This is a genomic window from Streptomyces sp. NPDC059452, assembly GCF_042750035.1.
Classification (GTDB): Bacteria; Actinomycetota; Actinomycetes; order Streptomycetales; family Streptomycetaceae; genus Streptomyces.
Genome location: NZ_JBHYVE010000027.1, coordinates 1 through 17,404 on the forward strand (window position 1 = coordinate 1; position 17,404 = coordinate 17,404).

The window sequence follows — 17,404 nt, forward strand, 5'->3', positions numbered from 1 at the left end:
CCCTCCAGGGGGTGGCCGGCCCGACGCCCTTTCTCCCGCGTCTCCCACGCCGTCACGGAGTACGCGGTCTCCTGCGCGCCGCCCGTTCGGCGGCGAACACGTCCTCCAGCCGGAAGAGCTGGGCCCGTCCGCGCTGTCCGGCCGCCGTCAGATGCCCGAGCTGCACCCATTTGCGGATGGTCGCCGGAGCGACATCCGCCTCCTGGGCCGCGAGGACGCCGGTGACGAGCGCTTCCCCCGACGGCGTACGGGGCCGGGTCCGGCCGGTGCTCATCGGCGTACCCCCGTCCGGCGGGCGGCCTGCCCGGAAGCCGGATCGTCCCGGGGCGCGTCACCGTCCGACATCCGCGCCGCGATCTCCACGGCGTCCGGTCCGCCCGCCCGCATCAGCTCCCACCAGGCGTTTTCCGGCCACAGGTGGCGGAAGGCCGGGTCGCTCACGCAGTCGCACGCGGGGTCGGTGCAGCGGCAGGCGGGGTTGACGCACAGCACGGCCCGCTGTTCGGGAAAGGCGCGCAGGGAGACCGAGTCGCACCACGGGCACCGCCCGCCCACCCGCACCACGGTCTCCGTCTCGCCGAGCGCCCTCGCGCACCGCCTGGCCAGCCTGCGCATTTCGGTCCGTACGTGGTCGGCCAGCACGGGGTCCCCGGCGACGCGCCCGAGGAGGCGCCTGATGTTGAGCAGGCGCCGCAGGACCGGGGCGCGGCGCGGCCGGCCCAGGCCGAGCCGGTCGAGGACGGCCTCCTCCAGCTCGACCACACCGTCGGTGATGTCGCGGATGGCGTCGGACACGTACAGCCGTACCGGAGCGGCGGAGTGGCCCGGGACCGACAGGCCGTGGCGCTGCTCGTTCAGCAGCGCCTCCTGTCGCTCCGCGCGGGCGCGGGCCGCGCGGAACGCCCGCTCGGCCGGGCCGGGAGCGCGGTGCTCCTCGATCAAGGAGCCCCGGCCCGGGGCGAGTTCGGTGAGCAGTTCGGGGAATTGGCGGATCAGGGTCTCGGCCCAGAGACCGGCGTCGTGCGCGGCGCGCTCGCCTTCGGGGCCGCCGTCTCCGTCGTCGTCGCGGAGCGGGGAAGGTGCGGGGTGGGTCATGGGGTCCTCCGTGTGCGGTCGGCTCCGGTCATCGGGGCGGCGGTGCGTTTCGTCCTGGGGCGGGCGGGGGCTGCCGGGGGCGGGCGGTGGTGATCGGCGGGTCGGCGGGGTCGGCGTGGCTACTGGGGACCGGCCGTGGCCACCCGGGCCGACGACGCTCACCCGCGCGGGCCGTGGTCACCGGTCACGCCGTGGGCCGCGGGCCGTGGTCACCGGTCACCGCCGTGGGCCGTCGAGGGTGACCGGGCGGCCGTTGCGCCACAGCCGTCCGGCGCTGACCCCGTCGAACCAGCTCTCGGCGGGGGCCACGGACTCCTCGCACCGCCGCTGCACCGGACAGCGGGCGCAGGCCCGCAGGGCCGGTTCGGCGTCTGCGACCCGGCGGGCGAAGACGACGGCGGGGGAGAGGCCGGAGCATGCGGCGGCCGAACGCCAGCCGGTGGGCTCCCCGGCGTCGGAGGCGTGAACTGCGGAGGGTGCGGGCATGGCGGTGCTCCCAGAACGACCGAGACGGATCAAGATGTTGCGAGCTCGCACACTGATATGTTGCGTGTGGGCTCGCAACTGAAAAGAGTCGATCTTCTGCACGGAATGCTTACAATTGCTTGCGCGCAATCGTGTAATTCCGTGCGCGCGAGCGCGTTAGTCTGGGTGCGCCTTGGAGGGAGGCGACCACCTGTGACCGCCAGCGAACTGGACCAGTTCACGGCGTGGATCGAGGAACTGATCCGCGCACGGGGATACGACATCGACAGCCCGCGCGGCGGAGGCAAGTCACGGCTCGCCGACGAGGCGGGCGTGCACCGCGCGGCCATCACCCGGCTGCTCCAGGGGCAGAGCATGCCGGACCTGGAGACGACCCGGCGGCTCGCGCACGTCCTGGGCGTCCCGGTGCGCGACATGCTGATCCGCTCCGGCCGCCTCTCCGAGGAGGACCTGCCGCTGCCGGACCTCGGGGGCGGCGCGTCCGGGGCCGCCGCGCCGCACCGCCGGCTGACCCTTGAGGAGGCTGCCGCCGGGCTCGGCGTCCCGCGAGACCAGTGGGACATGTTCATCCGGGTCGCGGCGCAGTTCCTGCCGACGGCGGACACGGACTCCGGGCGGGGCGCGGCCGAGTACGGCTCGGCCGCTGCGGTGAAGGGTGCCGGGAAGGGCTGACCGGACTTCTGCGCGGGCGCGGCCAGTATGATTTTTCTGGCCTGTCCCCCCATCCATGCAGGCTCCATGCCATTCGGGGCGACCGATGGGACGTGAAAGTGGGCCGTGCATGGTCGAGGGTGAAGAGCGCGCCCGCTCGGCGCGCGGCTCCCCCGGCGAGTGTGGGGGCGGGACGGTGTACGGGGCGCCCCCGGAACAGGACGGGGAAGCGGACCTTCCCGCTCACGGGGCATCGACGGGGCACAGCGGTACCGGCCCGGGTCCGGCCGGACCGCCCGACGGCTTCTCCGATCTGCTCGCCACCCTCGGCGCGTACCTGGAGAACCACCCTCCGGCCGACGTCGCCGTCCTGTTACGGGCGGAGCTGGAGCGCCGCGAGTTCCGGGCGTACGCGAACGGCTGGCGCGACGCCGCCGACCAGTACGAGCCCGCTCTGGAGCAGGCGCGGCGCATCGCCCAGAACCGCAGGCTGAGGCTCGTCGGCCGCACCCCGGGCCAGGCCGCCGTCATCCCGTTCCCGCAGGACGCACCCGTCGCCACGGAAGGCGCGCCGAATCGGAGCGCCCCGGGTCCCGTGGAAGCCGCAGAGGCGGCGGAAGCCGGAGAGCCCGCAGAAGGCGCCGGGCCCGGCCCCGACGGCGTACCGGAACACCACCCGGACACCTCCGCCCCCGCACCACCGCGATCCGCCCCGCCGGGCCCCGGCCTGGTGGCGAAGAACCGGAACTCCCGGGCGCCCACCATCCCGCGCCTGGCCGTCCACCGTCCCGGCCGCCCCGACCCCCGGGACCAGGTGCCCCGCACGGACCGGGGAGACCGGGAGAACCGGGAGGGCCGGGAGAACCGGGAGGCCCTGCCCCGCCCCGGACTGGGACCGTGACGGGACGGGCCCACCGGCCGGTAGTGAAGGCCCCGGCCGGTGGGAAGACCCCGGCCGGTGGGAAGGCGCCGAAGACCCCGGCCGGTAAAGGGGCCTACAGGCTTGTGGAACTTATGGAAATGGAAGGGGCGTGGGGGCGGCCCATAGGATCGGTCGTCCCGCACGTACATCGATCATGGACGGGCGTTGGTCTTCGTATGGGTCTGTTTGTTCTCTTCTCCGTGATGGCGCTCGCCGTGGCAGCCTTCGGTGTCCGGATCGCCCACCTCCGTTGGCGGCACGAGGACTTTGTCCAGAGCGGGCGGGGGATACACACCCAGGGGGTCTGTATCAACCTGAGGTTCAGGCCCGGCAGCGGGCTGGTCGCGAGCCTCGTCCATTACACCGACGAGGAAGGGCGTCAGCATGTCGCGGCGACGCCGGTGAGCACCTCCATCCCCATCCAGGTCGGGGCGACCGCGGAGGTGACGTACGACCCCAAGGGGAAGGCGATCCCTCTGGTCAACGGCGAGGCCCAGGCGACCGGCGGCTACGGGTTCGCCGTGGTGTGTTTCGCGCTCGCGGCGGTTTTTCTCTTCAACGGGCTCCAGGCGATCTGACGTTCACCCGGCACGGGCTCTGTAAAGTTCCGCCATGCTCATAGGCGTGCTCGTCCTCCTGGCCGTCGCCGGTTCGCTTGCGCTTGCCGGAATCGCGTCCGGGGCTCTTGAGCTGCTCGTCCTCGCGCGGCTCAGGCGCGGCGGGGCGGAGGCGGACGCCGTGTGCACCGGCCATACATGGGGCACGTCCAGGAAGATCTATCGGCTGGAGTTCACCGATTCCCGGGGCGGGGTCCACCGGACCTGGACGCCGCGCTACTGCGAGGCCGGCCGGACCTACCCGGTCCTCTACGACCCCTCCCGCCCCGAGCGATCCGCCCTCGTCCCGCTGCGGGTCTGGGATCCGGCCCGGCCGCGCCAGGTCATGATGCTCCTCGGGTTCGCCGGCCTGGTGGTGCTCGGGGCGATCGTGCTGGTGATGGAGTGACGTGACGTACGGACGCGTCGGAAAGCCATGAAAGGGCGGCCACCCCTGAAGCAGAGCGACAGGGACGGCCGCCCGCTCCGTCGGCTCAGCCGAGCAGCGCCCGGTGGACCCGAAGCAGGGCGTGGGTGCCCACGGTGAGCAGGGGCGGTACGTCGGGCAGCGGGACCTTGCGGGCGAGGGCGAGGATGTCGATGACGATCGCGTAGTCGTCGACCACGGACTGCGGCAGTCCGGGGGCGGTCATGGCCGGGGCGTAGGCGGAGGCGGCGTCACCGTATTCGATGACGGCCAGTCTGACGTCGGTGCCGAGCGCGCTCGGCGTCCGGAACACGGGCTCGCGGTGGTCTGCTGTCACGTGTGGACCCCCCTTGGGCCGGGCCGTTCCCGGGGACCGGGCCGGCTGGTCGTCGGCTATGAGCATTGTCCGGCAGGGTGGCGGGCGGCGGCAGGGCTTGAGCACGCTGTTTCCGTGCTGCTTCGTTGCCGGGATCCGGCAGCGTTCCGGAGCGTCGGTCACCAGGGGCCGCAGCCGTCACAGAAGGACGTCGCAGGTGGTCGGCGGGCCCGGCGTGTCGGGGTGGACAGCATTTGTTTTGACCCAGCTCCGTGAGGTAGGTACGCTCAAGCCTTGTGCCTGGGGTGTGCCTGGGCTCCGGTGCGTGTCCTCAACCGCACCGCGAGCTCGTCGGTGGCCACCGCAATCTGCGCCCCTTCTGCCCCCAGGGCAGGAGCCTGCAGTATTCGACACACCCGACCGCGTGGGTCGGTGATGTTCCAGGTTAGTTTCACGAACGGCACACAGAAACCGGAGAAGTAGTGCCTACGATCCAGCAGCTGGTCCGGAAGGGCCGGCAGGACAAGGTCGAGAAGAACAAGACGCCCGCGCTTGAGGGTTCGCCCCAGCGTCGCGGTGTCTGCACGCGTGTGTTCACGACCACCCCGAAGAAGCCGAACTCGGCACTCCGTAAGGTCGCGCGTGTGCGTCTGACCTCCGGTATCGAGGTCACGGCCTACATCCCGGGTGAGGGACACAACCTGCAGGAGCACTCCATCGTGCTCGTGCGTGGTGGCCGTGTGAAGGACCTGCCGGGTGTTCGTTACAAGATCATCCGCGGCTCCCTTGACACCCAGGGTGTCAAGAACCGCAAGCAGGCCCGCAGCCGCTACGGCGCCAAGAAGGAGAAGTAAGAATGCCTCGTAAGGGCCCCGCCCCGAAGCGCCCGGTCATCATCGACCCGGTCTACAGCTCTCCTCTTGTCACCTCGCTGATCAACAAGATCCTGCTCGACGGCAAGCGTTCCACCGCCGAGCGGATCGTGTACGGCGCCATGGAAGGCCTCCGCGAGAAGACCGGCAACGACCCGGTCATCACGCTGAAGCGCGCGCTTGAGAACGTCAAGCCCTCGCTTGAGGTCAAGTCCCGCCGTGTCGGTGGCGCCACCTACCAGGTGCCGATCGAGGTCAAGCCCGGTCGCGCCTCGACCCTCGCGCTGCGCTGGCTCGTCGGTTACTCCCGCGCCCGTCGCGAGAAGACCATGACCGAGCGCCTCATGAACGAACTGCTCGACGCCTCCAACGGCCTCGGCGCTTCGGTCAAGAAGCGTGAGGACACCCACAAGATGGCCGAGTCCAACAAGGCCTTCGCGCACTACCGCTGGTAGTCGCTTACCCCATCGAGACCGAGAGAAGACTGAGCCATATGGCCACCACTTCGCTTGACCTGGCCAAGGTCCGCAACATCGGGATCATGGCCCACATCGACGCGGGCAAGACGACCACCACTGAGCGGATCCTCTTCTACACCGGTGTGAGCTACAAGATCGGTGAAGTCCACGACGGCGCTGCCACGATGGACTGGATGGAGCAGGAGCAGGAGCGCGGCATCACGATCACGTCTGCCGCGACGACCTGTCACTGGCCGCTCAACGATGTTGACCACACCATCAACATCATCGACACCCCGGGTCACGTCGACTTCACCGTCGAGGTGGAGCGTTCGCTCCGCGTCCTCGACGGTGCCGTCACCGTGTTCGACGGTGTCGCGGGCGTCGAGCCGCAGTCCGAGACCGTCTGGCGTCAGGCGGACCGCTACGGCGTTCCGCGTATCTGCTTCGTCAACAAGCTCGACCGGACCGGTGCGGACTTCTTCCGCTGCGTCCAGATGATCATCGACCGCCTCGGCGCGACCCCGATCGTCATGCAGCTCCCCATCGGCGCCGAAGCGGACTTCACGGGCGTCGTCGACCTCGTGTCGATGAAGGCCTTCGTGTACCCCGAAGAGGCCGCCAAGGGCGAGATGTACAACATCGTCGACATCCCGGAGAACCTCCAGGAGTCCGCCACCGAGTGGCGCGGCAAGCTCCTTGAGGCCGTCGCCGAGAACGACGACGCCATGATGGAGCTGTACCTGGAGGGCAACGAGCCCACCCAGGAGCAGCTGCACGAGGCGATCCGCCGCATCACGCTGGCCTCCAAGGGCAGTGCCGACTCCGTCACCGTCACCCCGGTGTTCTGTGGCACCGCGTTCAAGAACAAGGGCGTCCAGCCCCTGCTCGACGCGGTCGTGCGCTACCTGCCTTCCCCCCTGGACGTCGAGGCCATCGAGGGCCACGACGTCAAGGACCCGGAGAAGGTCATCTCGCGCAAGCCCTCGGACGACGAGCCGTTCTCCGGCCTGGCGTTCAAGATCGCGAGCGACCCGCACCTGGGCAAGCTCACCTTCGTCCGGATCTACTCCGGTCGCCTGGAGGCCGGCACCGCGGTGCTGAACTCCGTCAAGGGCAAGAAGGAGCGCATCGGCAAGATCTACCGCATGCACGCGAACAAGCGTGAGGAGATCGCGTCGGTGGGCGCCGGCGACATCATCGCCGTCATGGGCCTGAAGCAGACCACCACCGGTGAGACGCTGTGCGACGACAAGAACCCGGTCATCCTGGAGTCCATGGACTTCCCGGCGCCGGTCATCCAGGTCGCCATCGAGCCCAAGTCCAAGGGTGACCAGGAGAAGCTGGGTGTCGCCATCCAGCGCCTCTCGGAGGAGGACCCCTCCTTCCAGGTGCACTCCGACGAGGAGACCGGCCAGACCATCATCGGTGGTATGGGTGAGCTCCACCTTGAGGTGCTCGTCGACCGCATGAAGCGCGAGTTCCGCGTCGAGGCGAACGTCGGCAAGCCCCAGGTCGCGTACCGCGAGACGATCCGCAAGGCCGTCGAGCGCATCGACTACACGCACAAGAAGCAGACTGGTGGTACCGGCCAGTTCGCGAAGGTGCAGATCGCCCTTGAGCCCATCGAGGGTGGCGACGCCTCGTACGAGTTCGTCAACAAGGTCACCGGTGGCCGCATCCCCCGTGAGTACATTCCCTCGGTGGACGCGGGTGCCCAGGAAGCCATGCAGTTCGGCATCCTGGCCGGTTACGAGATGGTCGGCGTCCGCGTCACCCTTCTCGACGGTGGTTACCACGAGGTCGACTCCTCGGAGCTCGCCTTCAAGATCGCCGGTTCGCAGGCGTTCAAGGAGGGTGCCCGCAAGGCCTCTCCCGTGCTCCTTGAGCCGATGATGGCCGTCGAGGTCACCACGCCCGAGGACTACATGGGTGATGTCATCGGCGACCTCAACTCCCGCCGTGGCCAGATCCAGGCCATGGAGGAGCGCAGCGGCGCTCGCGTCGTGAAGGGCCTCGTGCCCCTCTCGGAGATGTTCGGCTACGTCGGAGACCTCCGCAGCAAGACCTCGGGTCGCGCAAGCTACTCGATGCAGTTCGACTCCTACGCCGAGGTTCCGCGGAACGTCGCCGAGGAGATCATCGCGAAGGCCAAGGGCGAGTAACTCTCCCGAGCTCACGCTTTAGGCTTGTCACCGGAGCCGGGCGGGCATGCGGCACAGCGCGCGAGCACTGTGCCGTATGCCCCCGGCGCCGGCACCCCAGCAAAGATCACCTGGCGCCGATGAAGCAAGGCGTACAGAACCACTCAGGAGGACCCCAGTGGCGAAGGCAAAGTTCGAGCGGACTAAGCCCCACGTCAACATCGGCACCATCGGTCACATCGACCACGGTAAGACGACCCTCACGGCCGCCATTACCAAGGTGCTGCACGACGCGTACCCGGACCTGAACGAGGCCTCGGCCTTCGACCAGATCGACAAGGCTCCCGAAGAGCGCCAGCGCGGTATCACCATCTCCATCGCGCACGTCGAGTACCAGACGGAGTCGCGTCACTACGCGCACGTCGACTGCCCCGGTCACGCGGACTACATCAAGAACATGATCACGGGTGCGGCGCAGATGGACGGCGCCATCCTCGTCGTCGCCGCCACCGACGGCCCGATGCCGCAGACCAAGGAGCACGTGCTCCTGGCCCGCCAGGTCGGCGTTCCGTACATCGTCGTCGCCCTGAACAAGGCCGACATGGTGGACGACGAGGAGATCCTGGAGCTCGTCGAGCTCGAGGTCCGTGAGCTCCTCTCCGAGTACGAGTTCCCGGGCGACGACGTTCCCGTCGTCAAGGTCTCGGCGCTCAAGGCCCTCGAGGGCGACAAGGAGTGGGGCCAGTCGGTCCTGAACCTGATGGCCGCCGTGGACGAGTCCATCCCGCAGCCCGAGCGTGACGTCGAGAAGCCGTTCCTCATGCCGATCGAGGACGTCTTCACGATCACCGGTCGCGGTACGGTCGTCACCGGCCGCATCGAGCGTGGTGTCCTCAAGGTCAACGAGACCGTCGACATCGTCGGTATCAAGACCGAGAAGACCACCACCACGGTCACCGGCATCGAGATGTTCCGCAAGCTGCTCGACGAGGGCCAGGCCGGTGAGAACGTCGGTCTGCTCCTCCGTGGCATCAAGCGCGAGGACGTCGAGCGCGGCCAGGTCATCATCAAGCCGGGTTCGGTCACGCCGCACACCGAGTTCCAGGCGCAGTCCTACATCCTGTCGAAGGACGAGGGTGGCCGCCACACCCCGTTCTTCAACAACTACCGCCCGCAGTTCTACTTCCGTACCACGGACGTGACGGGCGTCGTGACCCTTCCCGAGGGCACCGAGATGGTCATGCCGGGTGACAACACCCTCATGGACGTCGCGCTGATCCAGCCGGTCGCCATGGAAGAGGGCCTGAAGTTCGCCATCCGTGAGGGTGGCCGGACCGTGGGCGCCGGCCAGGTCACCAAGATCATCAAGTAGTTCTCTGCTTGGTCATCGCTGACCTGGTGGCTCATTGAGTCGCAAGAAGGGCCCCGCACCTCGTGAGAGGTGCGGGGCCCTTCGCCATGCATGGGGTACGGGGCCGGGGACGCGGCCCCGTACGTTACGGGCGTGCCGCCATCGCCCCCGCCCCCGCCCACGGCACGGTGGCCGTCAGGGTGAAGGTCCCGTCCTCGGCCCCGGCGGTGAACTCCCCGCCCAGCGCCAGGACCCGGCCCCTGAGCCCCGCCAGCCCCGTACCGTCCCGCCCGGACTCCGGCGCGGCGGCCCCGTCCGCCTCGGCGCCGTCGTTGCGGACCGTCAGCCGGGCCGCCGCCCCGTCCGTACGCAGGGTGATCGAGCAGTGCGTGGCGCGGCTGTGCTGGAGTACGTTCCCGACGGCCTCGCGCAGGACGAAGCGCAGGCACCCCACGACCGCCGGAGCGGCCTCGGCCCTCGGCGGCAGCACGGTCCGCACCTCCACCCCGGAGGCGGTGAGCACCCGCTGGGCGTGGGCCAGCTCCTCGGAGAGGGAGAGGTCACCGCCGTCCGGCCGACTGATCGACCGCACGTCGTCGTGGAGCCGCCGGGCCAGCGAGATGATCTCGGCCAACGCGCGCCGCTCCGGTGCGGGGGCGGCGGCGGGGTCCCCGCTGCGCAGCGCCGCCTCTCCCTGGAGTGCGATCGCCGTCAGCGAGGAGCCGACCAGGTCGTGGAGGTCCTGCTGCATCCGGGCCCGCTCCCGCTGCTCCGCCAGGTGTGCCGCGTGTTCCCTGCTGCCGTGCAGCCGGGCCGTGAGCAGGGCGAGGTGGGCCACCGCGAAGACGGTGCTCGCGGTGATCGCCGTACCGAGGAGGATGCTGAGCGGGCTCCGGTTGGTGGTGATCAGCCCGGTGGTGGCCAGCAGCGGCCCGCTGGCTCCGACCGCCAGGGCGATCGGTACGGAGGTGTTCGGCGGCAGCGTCAGCAGGACGGCCCCGGCGAGGAAGCCCAGCAGGCTCAGCCACCGGTAGTGGAAGAGCAGCAGCGGGAGGTAGGTCAGCACCGCCTGGACCAGCAGCAGCCCCCACCGCCAGCGGTAGGGCAGCCGGTACGGCGGTGGCGCGTACTGGCCCAGCATCACCGCGGGCATCAGCACCAGCACGGTCAGCCCGGCGACCACCGTGCGCTTGCCGAGCGGTGAGGCCGCCACATCCAGGGCGACGAGGGAGAGCGAGCCGACCACCAGGACGATCAGCGCTCCGAAGGCCACCCCGGCGCCCTGCGGCGCCCCCGCTCCCAGGCGTGCTGGACGCCTCATCCGTTTCTCCCCGCGCTCTCTTCTTTTGGCTTGTGCGCCGGCACCGGTTCTTCTTTTGGCTTGTGCGCCGGCACCGGTTCTTCTTTTGGCTTGTGTCCCGGCACCGGTCGATTCTCCCGTAGCCGCGACGCTCCTCAGGACGTCTGCCCCGTGAGCCATGCCCCATGGCCCGGCTCCCGCCGGACATCCGGGTGCCCACAGGCCGTGAACTCCCGGCTTTCGTGAAACCTTCACTTCTTCTCCATCGGCCTCCTTGCTTGGATCACCTCTGTTTCATGCCCACTACAACAGAGAGTTGCTGAAAGTGTCGGAGCACATACCTCCCGCCCAGGCGTGGGAGGGCTCATCGTTGGCCCTGCAGCGGCGAAGACGACTTCTGCCGCGGATCGCCCTCGGCGCGGCCATGGTGCTCGCGGTGGAGATGGCCCTGGTGACGGAGAGCGGCCAGGCCGTGGCCCTCACCCAGCAGGCCCAAAAGGCTCCGGCCGAGGAGAAGCCGGTCTCCGAGGGGCCCCGCGAGGCTGCGGACATCCTGTCGGCGAAGGTTGCCGCCAAGCTGCACGGCAAGCGGGTGGAGGCGCTCTCCGAGCGCACCGAGACCTCCACGACGTGGGTGAACAAGGACGGTTCGCTCACCACCGAGCTGACGGCCGGTCCGGTCCGCTTCGAGGAGAACGGCGCCTGGACCGACATCGATGTCGAACTCCGCGAGACGGCCGACGGCGTCGAGGCCAAGGCCCACCCGAACGGCCTGAGCCTGGCGGGCAGGGGCGGTACGCTGCCGCGCTCGCTGCGCGAGGCGGACAAGGCCCCCGCACGCGACCTGGTCACCCTCGGCGAGGGCGACGAGCGGATCACCCTCCAGTGGAAGGGCGGACTGCCCGCCCCCGAACTGGACGGGACGCGCGCCACCTACCCCGAGGCGCTGCCCGGCGCGGACGTGATCGTCGAGGCGACCCGTACGGGCTTCGAGCAGTACGTCGAGATCAAGAAGCGTCCGGCCGAGGGCTACTCGTACACCCTGCCGCTCAAGGCCAAGGGCCTGACGGCCAAGGAGCAGGCGGACGGCAGCGTGCTGTTCACCGACCGGAAGAACGGCAAGCGGGCCGTGATGCCCGCCCCGGTGATGTGGGACGCCACCGTCGACAAGGTCTCCGGCGAGCGCACCCGCCGGGTGCCGGTGGCGATGAAGGTGGTGCCCAGGAGGGGCGCTGTCGACCTGGTCGTCACCCCGGACGCGGAGTTCCTCGCCGACCCGGAGACGAAGTACCCGGTCACCGTGGACCCGTCCACCTCCTCGCTGTCGAACGTCTTCGACACGTACGTCCAGCAGGGCGAGACCCGCGACTGGTCCACCGATGTCGAGCTCGACTTCGGCAACCCCGGTACGACGAACGCGAACGGCACGCCCCGTACCGCCCAGTCCTTCATCACCTGGAACACCGCGCCGATCGCCGACGCCCTGGTCTCCAGCGCCAAGCTGAGCCTGTGGAACTTCCACTCGGCCAACACCACCTGCGCCGCACAGCCGTGGCAGGTCTGGTCCTCGCCCGCCGCGACGACGGCCAGCCGGTGGACCAACCGGCCGACGATGACCGCGCTGAAGGCGGAGTCCACCGAGACGCGGGGCAACGCCGCCTGTACCTCGCAGCCGGACGGCTGGATCAACGCGAACGTGACCACGCTGGCCCAGGAGTGGGCCGCGGCCAAGGCCACCCGCGGCCACCTGGGCATCCGGGCGAAGAGCGAGACCACGGTCGCCCAGTGGAAGCGGGTGAACTCCGCCAACGCCGCGAAGAACCCGCCGAAGCTGTCGGTGACGTACAACTTCCGGCCGCGCACGGGCACCAAGCAGGAGGCGGGACCGCCGTTCTTCTCCTATTCCGGCGCCTACATGGTCAACACCCTGACCCCGACCCTGCGCGACACCTTCGTCGACGCGGACGGTGACAAGGTCAACGGCACCTTCCAGATCTTCGACAGTGCCACCGACAAGCAGGTCGGCTCCCCGATCGTGTCGAAGTTCGTGGCCTCCGGGCAGGCCGCTTCGGTGACCGTGCCGGCGGGGGTGCTGGCCGAGGGGAAGACGTACAAGTTCCGTACGAGCCCCTATGACGGCACGCACTACAACACCGGCTGGTCGGCCTGGAAGACCTTCACGGTCGACACCAAGGCCCCGTCCGCCCCGGCGAAGATCGCCTCCACGGACTACCCCCCGGGGCAGTGGGTCAAGGGCGAGGGGCAGCCGGGCACCTTCACGGTCACTCCGCCGAGCGGATCCGACCACAACTGGTTCGAGTGGTCCCTCGACGGCGTGACCTGGACCAAGGTCGCCGCCGGCGGTACCTCCGCGAACAGGACGATCACCCTCACCCCGCCGAAGAACGGCAGCCACACCCTCCAGGTGCGCTCCGTCGACCGGGCGGACAACAAGTCCGAGGCGCTGGAGTACCTCTTCCACGCCGGTTCGGGCGGCTTCGTCCAGCCCTCGGAGGGTGAGCGGACCGCGCGCCGGCTGCCGCTGGTCGCCGAGGCGGAGGCCGGCAAGTACAACGCCGTCTCCTTCTCCTGGCGCCGCTCCGAGGCCGACCCCTGGGTGCGGATCCCCGCCGGGCACGTCACCTCCGGCGGCAGCGCGCTGACGGCCTGGCCCGTCCCGCTGACGAACGGCAGGAACGCACCGCTGGTGTGGAACGCCACCAGCACCGTCGACCCGGACGGCACCGTCCAGCTCAAGGCCGACTTCACCGGCCCGAACTCCGCGACCAGCAGCACGATGCCGCTGACCGCGGTCGTCGACCGCAACGCGGACGGCGCGGCCACCAGCGAGGTGGGTCCGGGCTCGGTCAACCTGCTGACCGGCAACTACACGCTCTCCGAGACCGACGTGTCGCTCTTCGACCTGTCGGTGTCGCGCACGGCCGCCTCGCGCACCCCGAACCGGGGCGCCGACCAGGAGGGCCAGGCCGCGATCTTCGGCAAGGAGTGGGTCTCCGGCACCGCCGCCGAGGCCACGGAGTCCGACTACAGCCACGTCCGGCGCGTCTCCGACACCGCGGTCGACGTGGTGCTGGAGGAGGGCGACGCGATCCACTTCACCGCGAACGCGGCGAAGAACGGGTGGATCCCGGAGCCCGGCTCCGAGGACCTGACCCTCAAGGGCAGTGTGAGCGGCACGTTCACGCTCTCCGACACCGAGGGGACGGTCACCACCTTCGCCAAGGCGGACGCCGCGGCGACCACCTGGCAGCTCTCCAGCGTCCTGGACGACGGCCTGACGAACTCCACGACCAAGGTGGTCTCCGAGACCGTCACGGTCGCCGGCAAGAAGCTGGCCCGCCCGAAGCGGATCATCGCCCCGACCACGGCCGCCACCACGGCCGCGTGCGAGACGACGCCCGCGACCAAGGGCTGCAAGGTCCTGGAGTTCGTCTACGCGACCACCACCACTGCCACCGGCACGGAGACCAACGCCCAGTTCGGCGACTTCACCGGCCAGGTCCGCGAGATCCGCGTCTGGGCCACCAGCCCCGGAGCCTCCGCCGCCACGGCCACCACGGTGGCGACCTACCGCTACGACTCCAACGGGAGCCTGCGCCAGCAGTGGGACCCCCGGCTGAGCCAGGCCTCCCAGACGCAGTACGCGTACTACGGGGGCCGGGTCACCTGGATGCAGCAGCAGAGCCAGCTCCCGTACACCTTCACCTACGGCAACGCCGGAGCCGGTACGGCCCCCGGCGACGGGATGCTGCTGAGCGCTTCCCGGCAGGCACTCAAGCAGGGCACCGCCAACACGGTCGAGGGCAACGCGGTCACCAGCGTCGTCTACGGTGTCCCGCTCACCGGCGCCAAGGCGCCGTACGCCATGGGTGCGGGTTCCGTGGCGGTCTGGGGCCAGCTCGACCACCCCACGGACGCCACCGCCGTCTTCCCCGCCGACGCCGTCCCGGCCTCGCACGACGCCGATGACCTGGCATCCGGCGCCTACCGGCGCGCCACGGTGACCTACCTCAACGCCTCGGGCCGTACGGTCAACTCGGCCACGCCCGGCGGTCACATCTCCACCACCGAGTACGACCGCTTCGGCAACACCGTCCGTGAGCTGACCGCGGGCAACCGGGCGCTGGCTCTCGGCGCCACGGCGGACGAGCAGGACGTGCTCACCGACCTCGGCATCGTCGCCCGCTCGGCCGCCGAACGGGCCCAGCTCCTGTCCACCACGTCCACCTACGACGAGCGCGGGGTCCGGGAGGTGGAGGAGTTCGGCCCGATCCGCCGGGTGGACCTGACCGAGGACCTCAAGGAGGGCAGCACCGTCCTGGTCACCTCCGGCACCTCGGTCCCGGCCCGGTCGTGGACGGTGAAGGAGTACGACGAGGGCCGCCCGACCGACGGCACGGCCATGGTCAGGGACCAGGTCACCCTGACCGTCACCGGCGCCCGGGTCCGCGACTACTACTCCGCCATGGGGGAGAAGCGGGTCGAGTCCGTCCAGTACGACTGGGCCAAGGGCCTGCCCACCCTCACCACCAAGGACGCCGGCGGTCTCGGCCTGACCACGACGACCGGTTACGACGGCCAGGGCCGGATCACCTCCCAGGTGCTGCCCGGCGGGACGGGCGGCGACGCCGCCACCCGGATCACGGAGTACTGGTCGGCGACCGGTACCGGCTGGTGCAAGGGGCGCCCGGAGTGGGCGGACCGGGTGTGCTGGACGGGACCGGCGGGTGACATCACCGGCGGCGGCTCGCAGCCGAACAAGCTGGTGAACACCACCACGGAGTACGACCGCTGGGGCAACCCGGCCACCGTCACCGACGAGGTCGGCGGGGTGTACCGGACGACCACGACGACGTACGACGGCGTGGGCCGCCCGGTCTTCTCGAAGACCGCGGGCGGGCTCGGCCAGGGGGTCCCGGAGACCACCACCGAGTACGACGCGGCCACCGGGCAGGTCACCAAGGTCGTCTCGCCCACCGGTGGGACGATCACCAAGGCGTACGACCAGCTCGGCCGTCTGATCTCCTACACCGACGCCGACGGCGGGGTCACGAAGACCGAGTACGACCTGCTCGACCGGAAGATCAAGGTCACCGACTCGGTCCCGTCCACCGTGACCTACACCTACGACCACGCGGCCGAGCCGCGCGGTCTGGCCACGCGGACCACGGACTCGGTCGCCGGGGCCTTCTCGGCGACGTACGACTCCGACGGGTCGGTCGCCACCGAGAAGCTGCCCGGCGGCTACACGCTGAACGTCACCGAAGACACCACCGGCTCCACCGCATCGCGTGTCTACACACGTGACAGCGACGGCACCACCGTCTTCAGCGACCGGGTCAGCGAGTCCGTCCACGGACAGGTGACCGGCCACCAGGGCTGGTCCAGCCAGACCTACCGCTACGACCGGGCGGGCCGGCTCACCGGCGTGGACGACACGGCCGGCGAGGTCTGCACCCGCCGCGCCTACACCTTCGACAAGCGCACCAACCGCACGTCCCTGTCCACGTCGGCCGCCGCCCCCGGCGCCGACTGCACCTCCACGGGAGCCACCTCCACCACCTACACCTACGACAGCGCCGACCGGCTCATCGGGTCCGGCTACACCTACGATGCCTTCGGCCGCACCACCGCGCTGCCGGGCAGCACCATCGGCTACTACGCCAACGATCTGGTCCACCGGCAGACGGCGGGCGACCAGCGCCAGACCTGGGAGCTCGACGCCGGACTGCGCTTCCGCTCCTGGACGGTGGAGACGGGCTCGGGCACCACCTGGACCCGTACCGGCTCCAAGCTCAACCACTACGACGGCGACGGCGACAACCCGCGCTGGGTCGTGGAGGACACCGGCACCGGGGTGCTGAGCCGCAACGTAGAGGCCGCCTCGGGCGACCTCGCGGCCACCACGTCCAAGACCGGCGACACGGTGCTCCAGCTCTCCACCGTCCACGGTGACGTGGCCCTCCAGCTCCCGCTGGACCCGGAGAGGGCTCCGGTCGCCCTGGACAGCGACGAGTACGGCAACCCCCGCGAGGGCCAGGAAGCCACCCGCTACACCTGGCTGGGCGCCAAGCAGCGCTCCACCGAGACCCTGACGGGCCTCACGCTCATGGGCGTGCGCCTCTACAACCCGGCCACCGGCCGTTTCCTGTCGGTGGACCCGGTGTACGGGGGCAACCTGAACGCCTACGAGTACGCGCACGCGGACCCGCTCAACCGTTTCGACCTGGACGGCAGGTGGAGCTGGAGGAAGAAGTGGGGCGCGGCCAAGCGCTTCGTCAAGAAGTACAAGTGGGACATCGCGCTCGCGGCCGTCAGCTTCATCCCCGTCGTCGGAACGGTGGCGTGGGGCATTCGTGCCGTTCGCACCTACCGGACCGTCCAGTCGTTCAGGAAGGCCAAGCACGCGGCCCCTCGGGTGAGGTCGGTGAACCGCTACGTCAACCGTCGCGCGGTTGGTCAGGTGGCGAGGGGTGGCGTCTGCGCGGCCAGCTTCGCCGGAATCGGCAGCTTGACCACCTACCGGAGCAACGCGAGCTGGCGGTCCGACGCGGCTGTCGGAGCCGGTGCCGCGTTCGGAGCGGCCTACTACGCGAAGAGGCGCAAGTGCTTCAGCTAGCCCCTGACCGAGGTATGTTCCGGATCCCGCGCCGGATCTAGCAATACCCAGCAGTGGTGGGGGGGGGGGGGGGGGGGGGGCCCCCCCCCCCCCCCCCCCGCCACGGGGGATGTTATATAGATTTACGCCCCCCCGCAAGGAGAACA

14 protein-coding genes are annotated in these 17,404 nt (G+C 70.0%); 9 read left to right on the forward strand and 5 right to left on the reverse strand.

What is annotated here, in order from left to right; genetic code table 11:
• Window positions 1-52 precede the first annotated feature (52 nt).
• From ACFW9Z_RS28730 to ACFW9Z_RS28740, 3 genes are all read right to left on the reverse strand, one after another.
• Entirely contained in the window at window positions 53-274 is a 222-nt protein-coding gene (locus tag ACFW9Z_RS28730) for a hypothetical protein (RefSeq protein ID WP_384645501.1), read from the reverse strand.
• Window positions 271-1,095, reverse strand: a complete 825-nt coding sequence (locus tag ACFW9Z_RS28735) for a hypothetical protein (RefSeq protein WP_384645502.1) — start codon at window positions 1,093-1,095, stop codon at window positions 271-273. The genes ACFW9Z_RS28730 and ACFW9Z_RS28735 overlap by 4 nt, the downstream gene beginning before the upstream one ends.
• Window positions 1,096-1,311: 216 nt before the next feature.
• A complete protein-coding gene (locus ACFW9Z_RS28740) occupies window positions 1,312-1,581 on the reverse strand; it encodes a WhiB family transcriptional regulator (RefSeq protein WP_384645503.1) in 270 nt (89 codons plus the stop codon).
• 192 nt (window positions 1,582-1,773) lie between these two features.
• On the opposite strand from ACFW9Z_RS28740, the gene ACFW9Z_RS28745 reads away from it, so the two are divergent.
• From ACFW9Z_RS28745 to ACFW9Z_RS28760, 4 genes are all read left to right on the forward strand, one after another.
• Window positions 1,774-2,253: a helix-turn-helix transcriptional regulator gene (locus ACFW9Z_RS28745; RefSeq protein ID WP_384645504.1), complete on the forward strand. Its 480-nt coding sequence runs from the start codon at window positions 1,774-1,776 to the stop codon at window positions 2,251-2,253.
• A 109-nt stretch (window positions 2,254-2,362) separates the two neighbouring features.
• Window positions 2,363-3,133: a hypothetical protein gene (locus ACFW9Z_RS28750; protein WP_384645505.1), complete on the forward strand. Its 771-nt coding sequence runs from the start codon at window positions 2,363-2,365 to the stop codon at window positions 3,131-3,133.
• Window positions 3,134-3,330: 197 nt separating this feature from the next.
• A complete protein-coding gene (locus ACFW9Z_RS28755; RefSeq protein ID WP_384645506.1) occupies window positions 3,331-3,732 on the forward strand; it encodes a hypothetical protein in 402 nt (133 codons plus the stop codon).
• Between the two features lie 34 nt (window positions 3,733-3,766).
• Window positions 3,767-4,159 carry a DUF3592 domain-containing protein gene (locus ACFW9Z_RS28760; RefSeq protein WP_384645507.1) on the forward strand — a complete coding sequence of 131 codons (393 nt, stop codon included), beginning with the start codon at window positions 3,767-3,769 and terminating at the stop codon, window positions 4,157-4,159.
• An 85-nt stretch (window positions 4,160-4,244) separates the two neighbouring features.
• Here ACFW9Z_RS28760 and ACFW9Z_RS28765 read toward each other — a convergent pair whose 3' ends face one another.
• Entirely contained in the window at window positions 4,245-4,514 is a 270-nt protein-coding gene (locus ACFW9Z_RS28765) for a hypothetical protein (RefSeq protein WP_384645508.1), read from the reverse strand.
• 461 nt (window positions 4,515-4,975) lie between these two features.
• On the opposite strand from ACFW9Z_RS28765, the gene rpsL reads away from it, so the two are divergent.
• The 4 genes from rpsL to tuf all read left to right on the forward strand — a co-directional run bounded on the left by rpsL (window position 4,976) and on the right by tuf (window position 9,339).
• Window positions 4,976-5,347, forward strand: a complete 372-nt coding sequence (gene rpsL / locus ACFW9Z_RS28770; RefSeq protein WP_003948652.1) for a 30S ribosomal protein S12 — start codon at window positions 4,976-4,978, stop codon at window positions 5,345-5,347.
• A gap of 2 nt (window positions 5,348-5,349) precedes the next feature.
• Entirely contained in the window at window positions 5,350-5,820 is a 471-nt protein-coding gene (rpsG, locus tag ACFW9Z_RS28775) for a 30S ribosomal protein S7 (RefSeq protein ID WP_003966970.1), read from the forward strand.
• 38 nt (window positions 5,821-5,858) lie between these two features.
• Window positions 5,859-7,988 (forward strand): elongation factor G, encoded by a 2,130-nt coding sequence (gene fusA / locus ACFW9Z_RS28780; RefSeq protein WP_384645509.1) that lies wholly within the window; start codon window positions 5,859-5,861, stop codon window positions 7,986-7,988.
• Window positions 7,989-8,145: 157 nt separating this feature from the next.
• A complete protein-coding gene (tuf, locus tag ACFW9Z_RS28785) occupies window positions 8,146-9,339 on the forward strand; it encodes an elongation factor Tu (protein WP_018490814.1) in 1,194 nt (397 codons plus the stop codon).
• A gap of 124 nt (window positions 9,340-9,463) precedes the next feature.
• Here the strand turns inward: tuf and ACFW9Z_RS28790 are convergent, their stop codons facing one another.
• Window positions 9,464-10,639 carry a sensor histidine kinase gene (locus ACFW9Z_RS28790; RefSeq protein ID WP_384645510.1) on the reverse strand — a complete coding sequence of 392 codons (1,176 nt, stop codon included), beginning with the start codon at window positions 10,637-10,639 and terminating at the stop codon, window positions 9,464-9,466.
• Window positions 10,640-11,042: 403 nt separating this feature from the next.
• Here ACFW9Z_RS28790 and ACFW9Z_RS28795 point away from each other — a divergent pair, with 403 nt between their 5' ends.
• On the forward strand, window positions 11,043-17,258 hold the full coding sequence (locus tag ACFW9Z_RS28795) for a DNRLRE domain-containing protein (protein WP_384645595.1): 6,216 nt from the start codon (window positions 11,043-11,045) through the stop codon (window positions 17,256-17,258).
• Window positions 17,259-17,404 lie beyond the last annotated feature (146 nt).

Excerpts from the sequence above, each read along its gene's own strand:
- ACFW9Z_RS28730 (WP_384645501.1), bottom strand. The coding sequence starts at position 274 with ATGAGCACCGGCCGGACCCGGCCCCGTACGCCGTCGGGGGAAGCGCTC.
- ACFW9Z_RS28735 (WP_384645502.1), bottom strand. The coding sequence starts at position 1,095 with ATGACCCACCCCGCACCTTCCCCGCTCCGCGACGACGACGGAGACGGC.
- ACFW9Z_RS28740 (WP_384645503.1), bottom strand. The coding sequence starts at position 1,581 with ATGCCCGCACCCTCCGCAGTTCACGCCTCCGACGCCGGGGAGCCCACC.
- ACFW9Z_RS28750 (WP_384645505.1), top strand. The coding sequence starts at position 2,363 with ATGGTCGAGGGTGAAGAGCGCGCCCGCTCGGCGCGCGGCTCCCCCGGC.
- ACFW9Z_RS28755 (WP_384645506.1), top strand. The coding sequence starts at position 3,331 with ATGGGTCTGTTTGTTCTCTTCTCCGTGATGGCGCTCGCCGTGGCAGCC.
- ACFW9Z_RS28760 (WP_384645507.1), top strand. The coding sequence starts at position 3,767 with ATGCTCATAGGCGTGCTCGTCCTCCTGGCCGTCGCCGGTTCGCTTGCG.
- rpsG (WP_003966970.1), top strand. The coding sequence starts at position 5,350 with ATGCCTCGTAAGGGCCCCGCCCCGAAGCGCCCGGTCATCATCGACCCG.
- fusA (WP_384645509.1), top strand. The coding sequence starts at position 5,859 with ATGGCCACCACTTCGCTTGACCTGGCCAAGGTCCGCAACATCGGGATC.
- ACFW9Z_RS28790 (WP_384645510.1), bottom strand. The coding sequence starts at position 10,639 with ATGAGGCGTCCAGCACGCCTGGGAGCGGGGGCGCCGCAGGGCGCCGGG.
- ACFW9Z_RS28795 (WP_384645595.1), top strand. The coding sequence starts at position 11,043 with ATGGTGCTCGCGGTGGAGATGGCCCTGGTGACGGAGAGCGGCCAGGCC.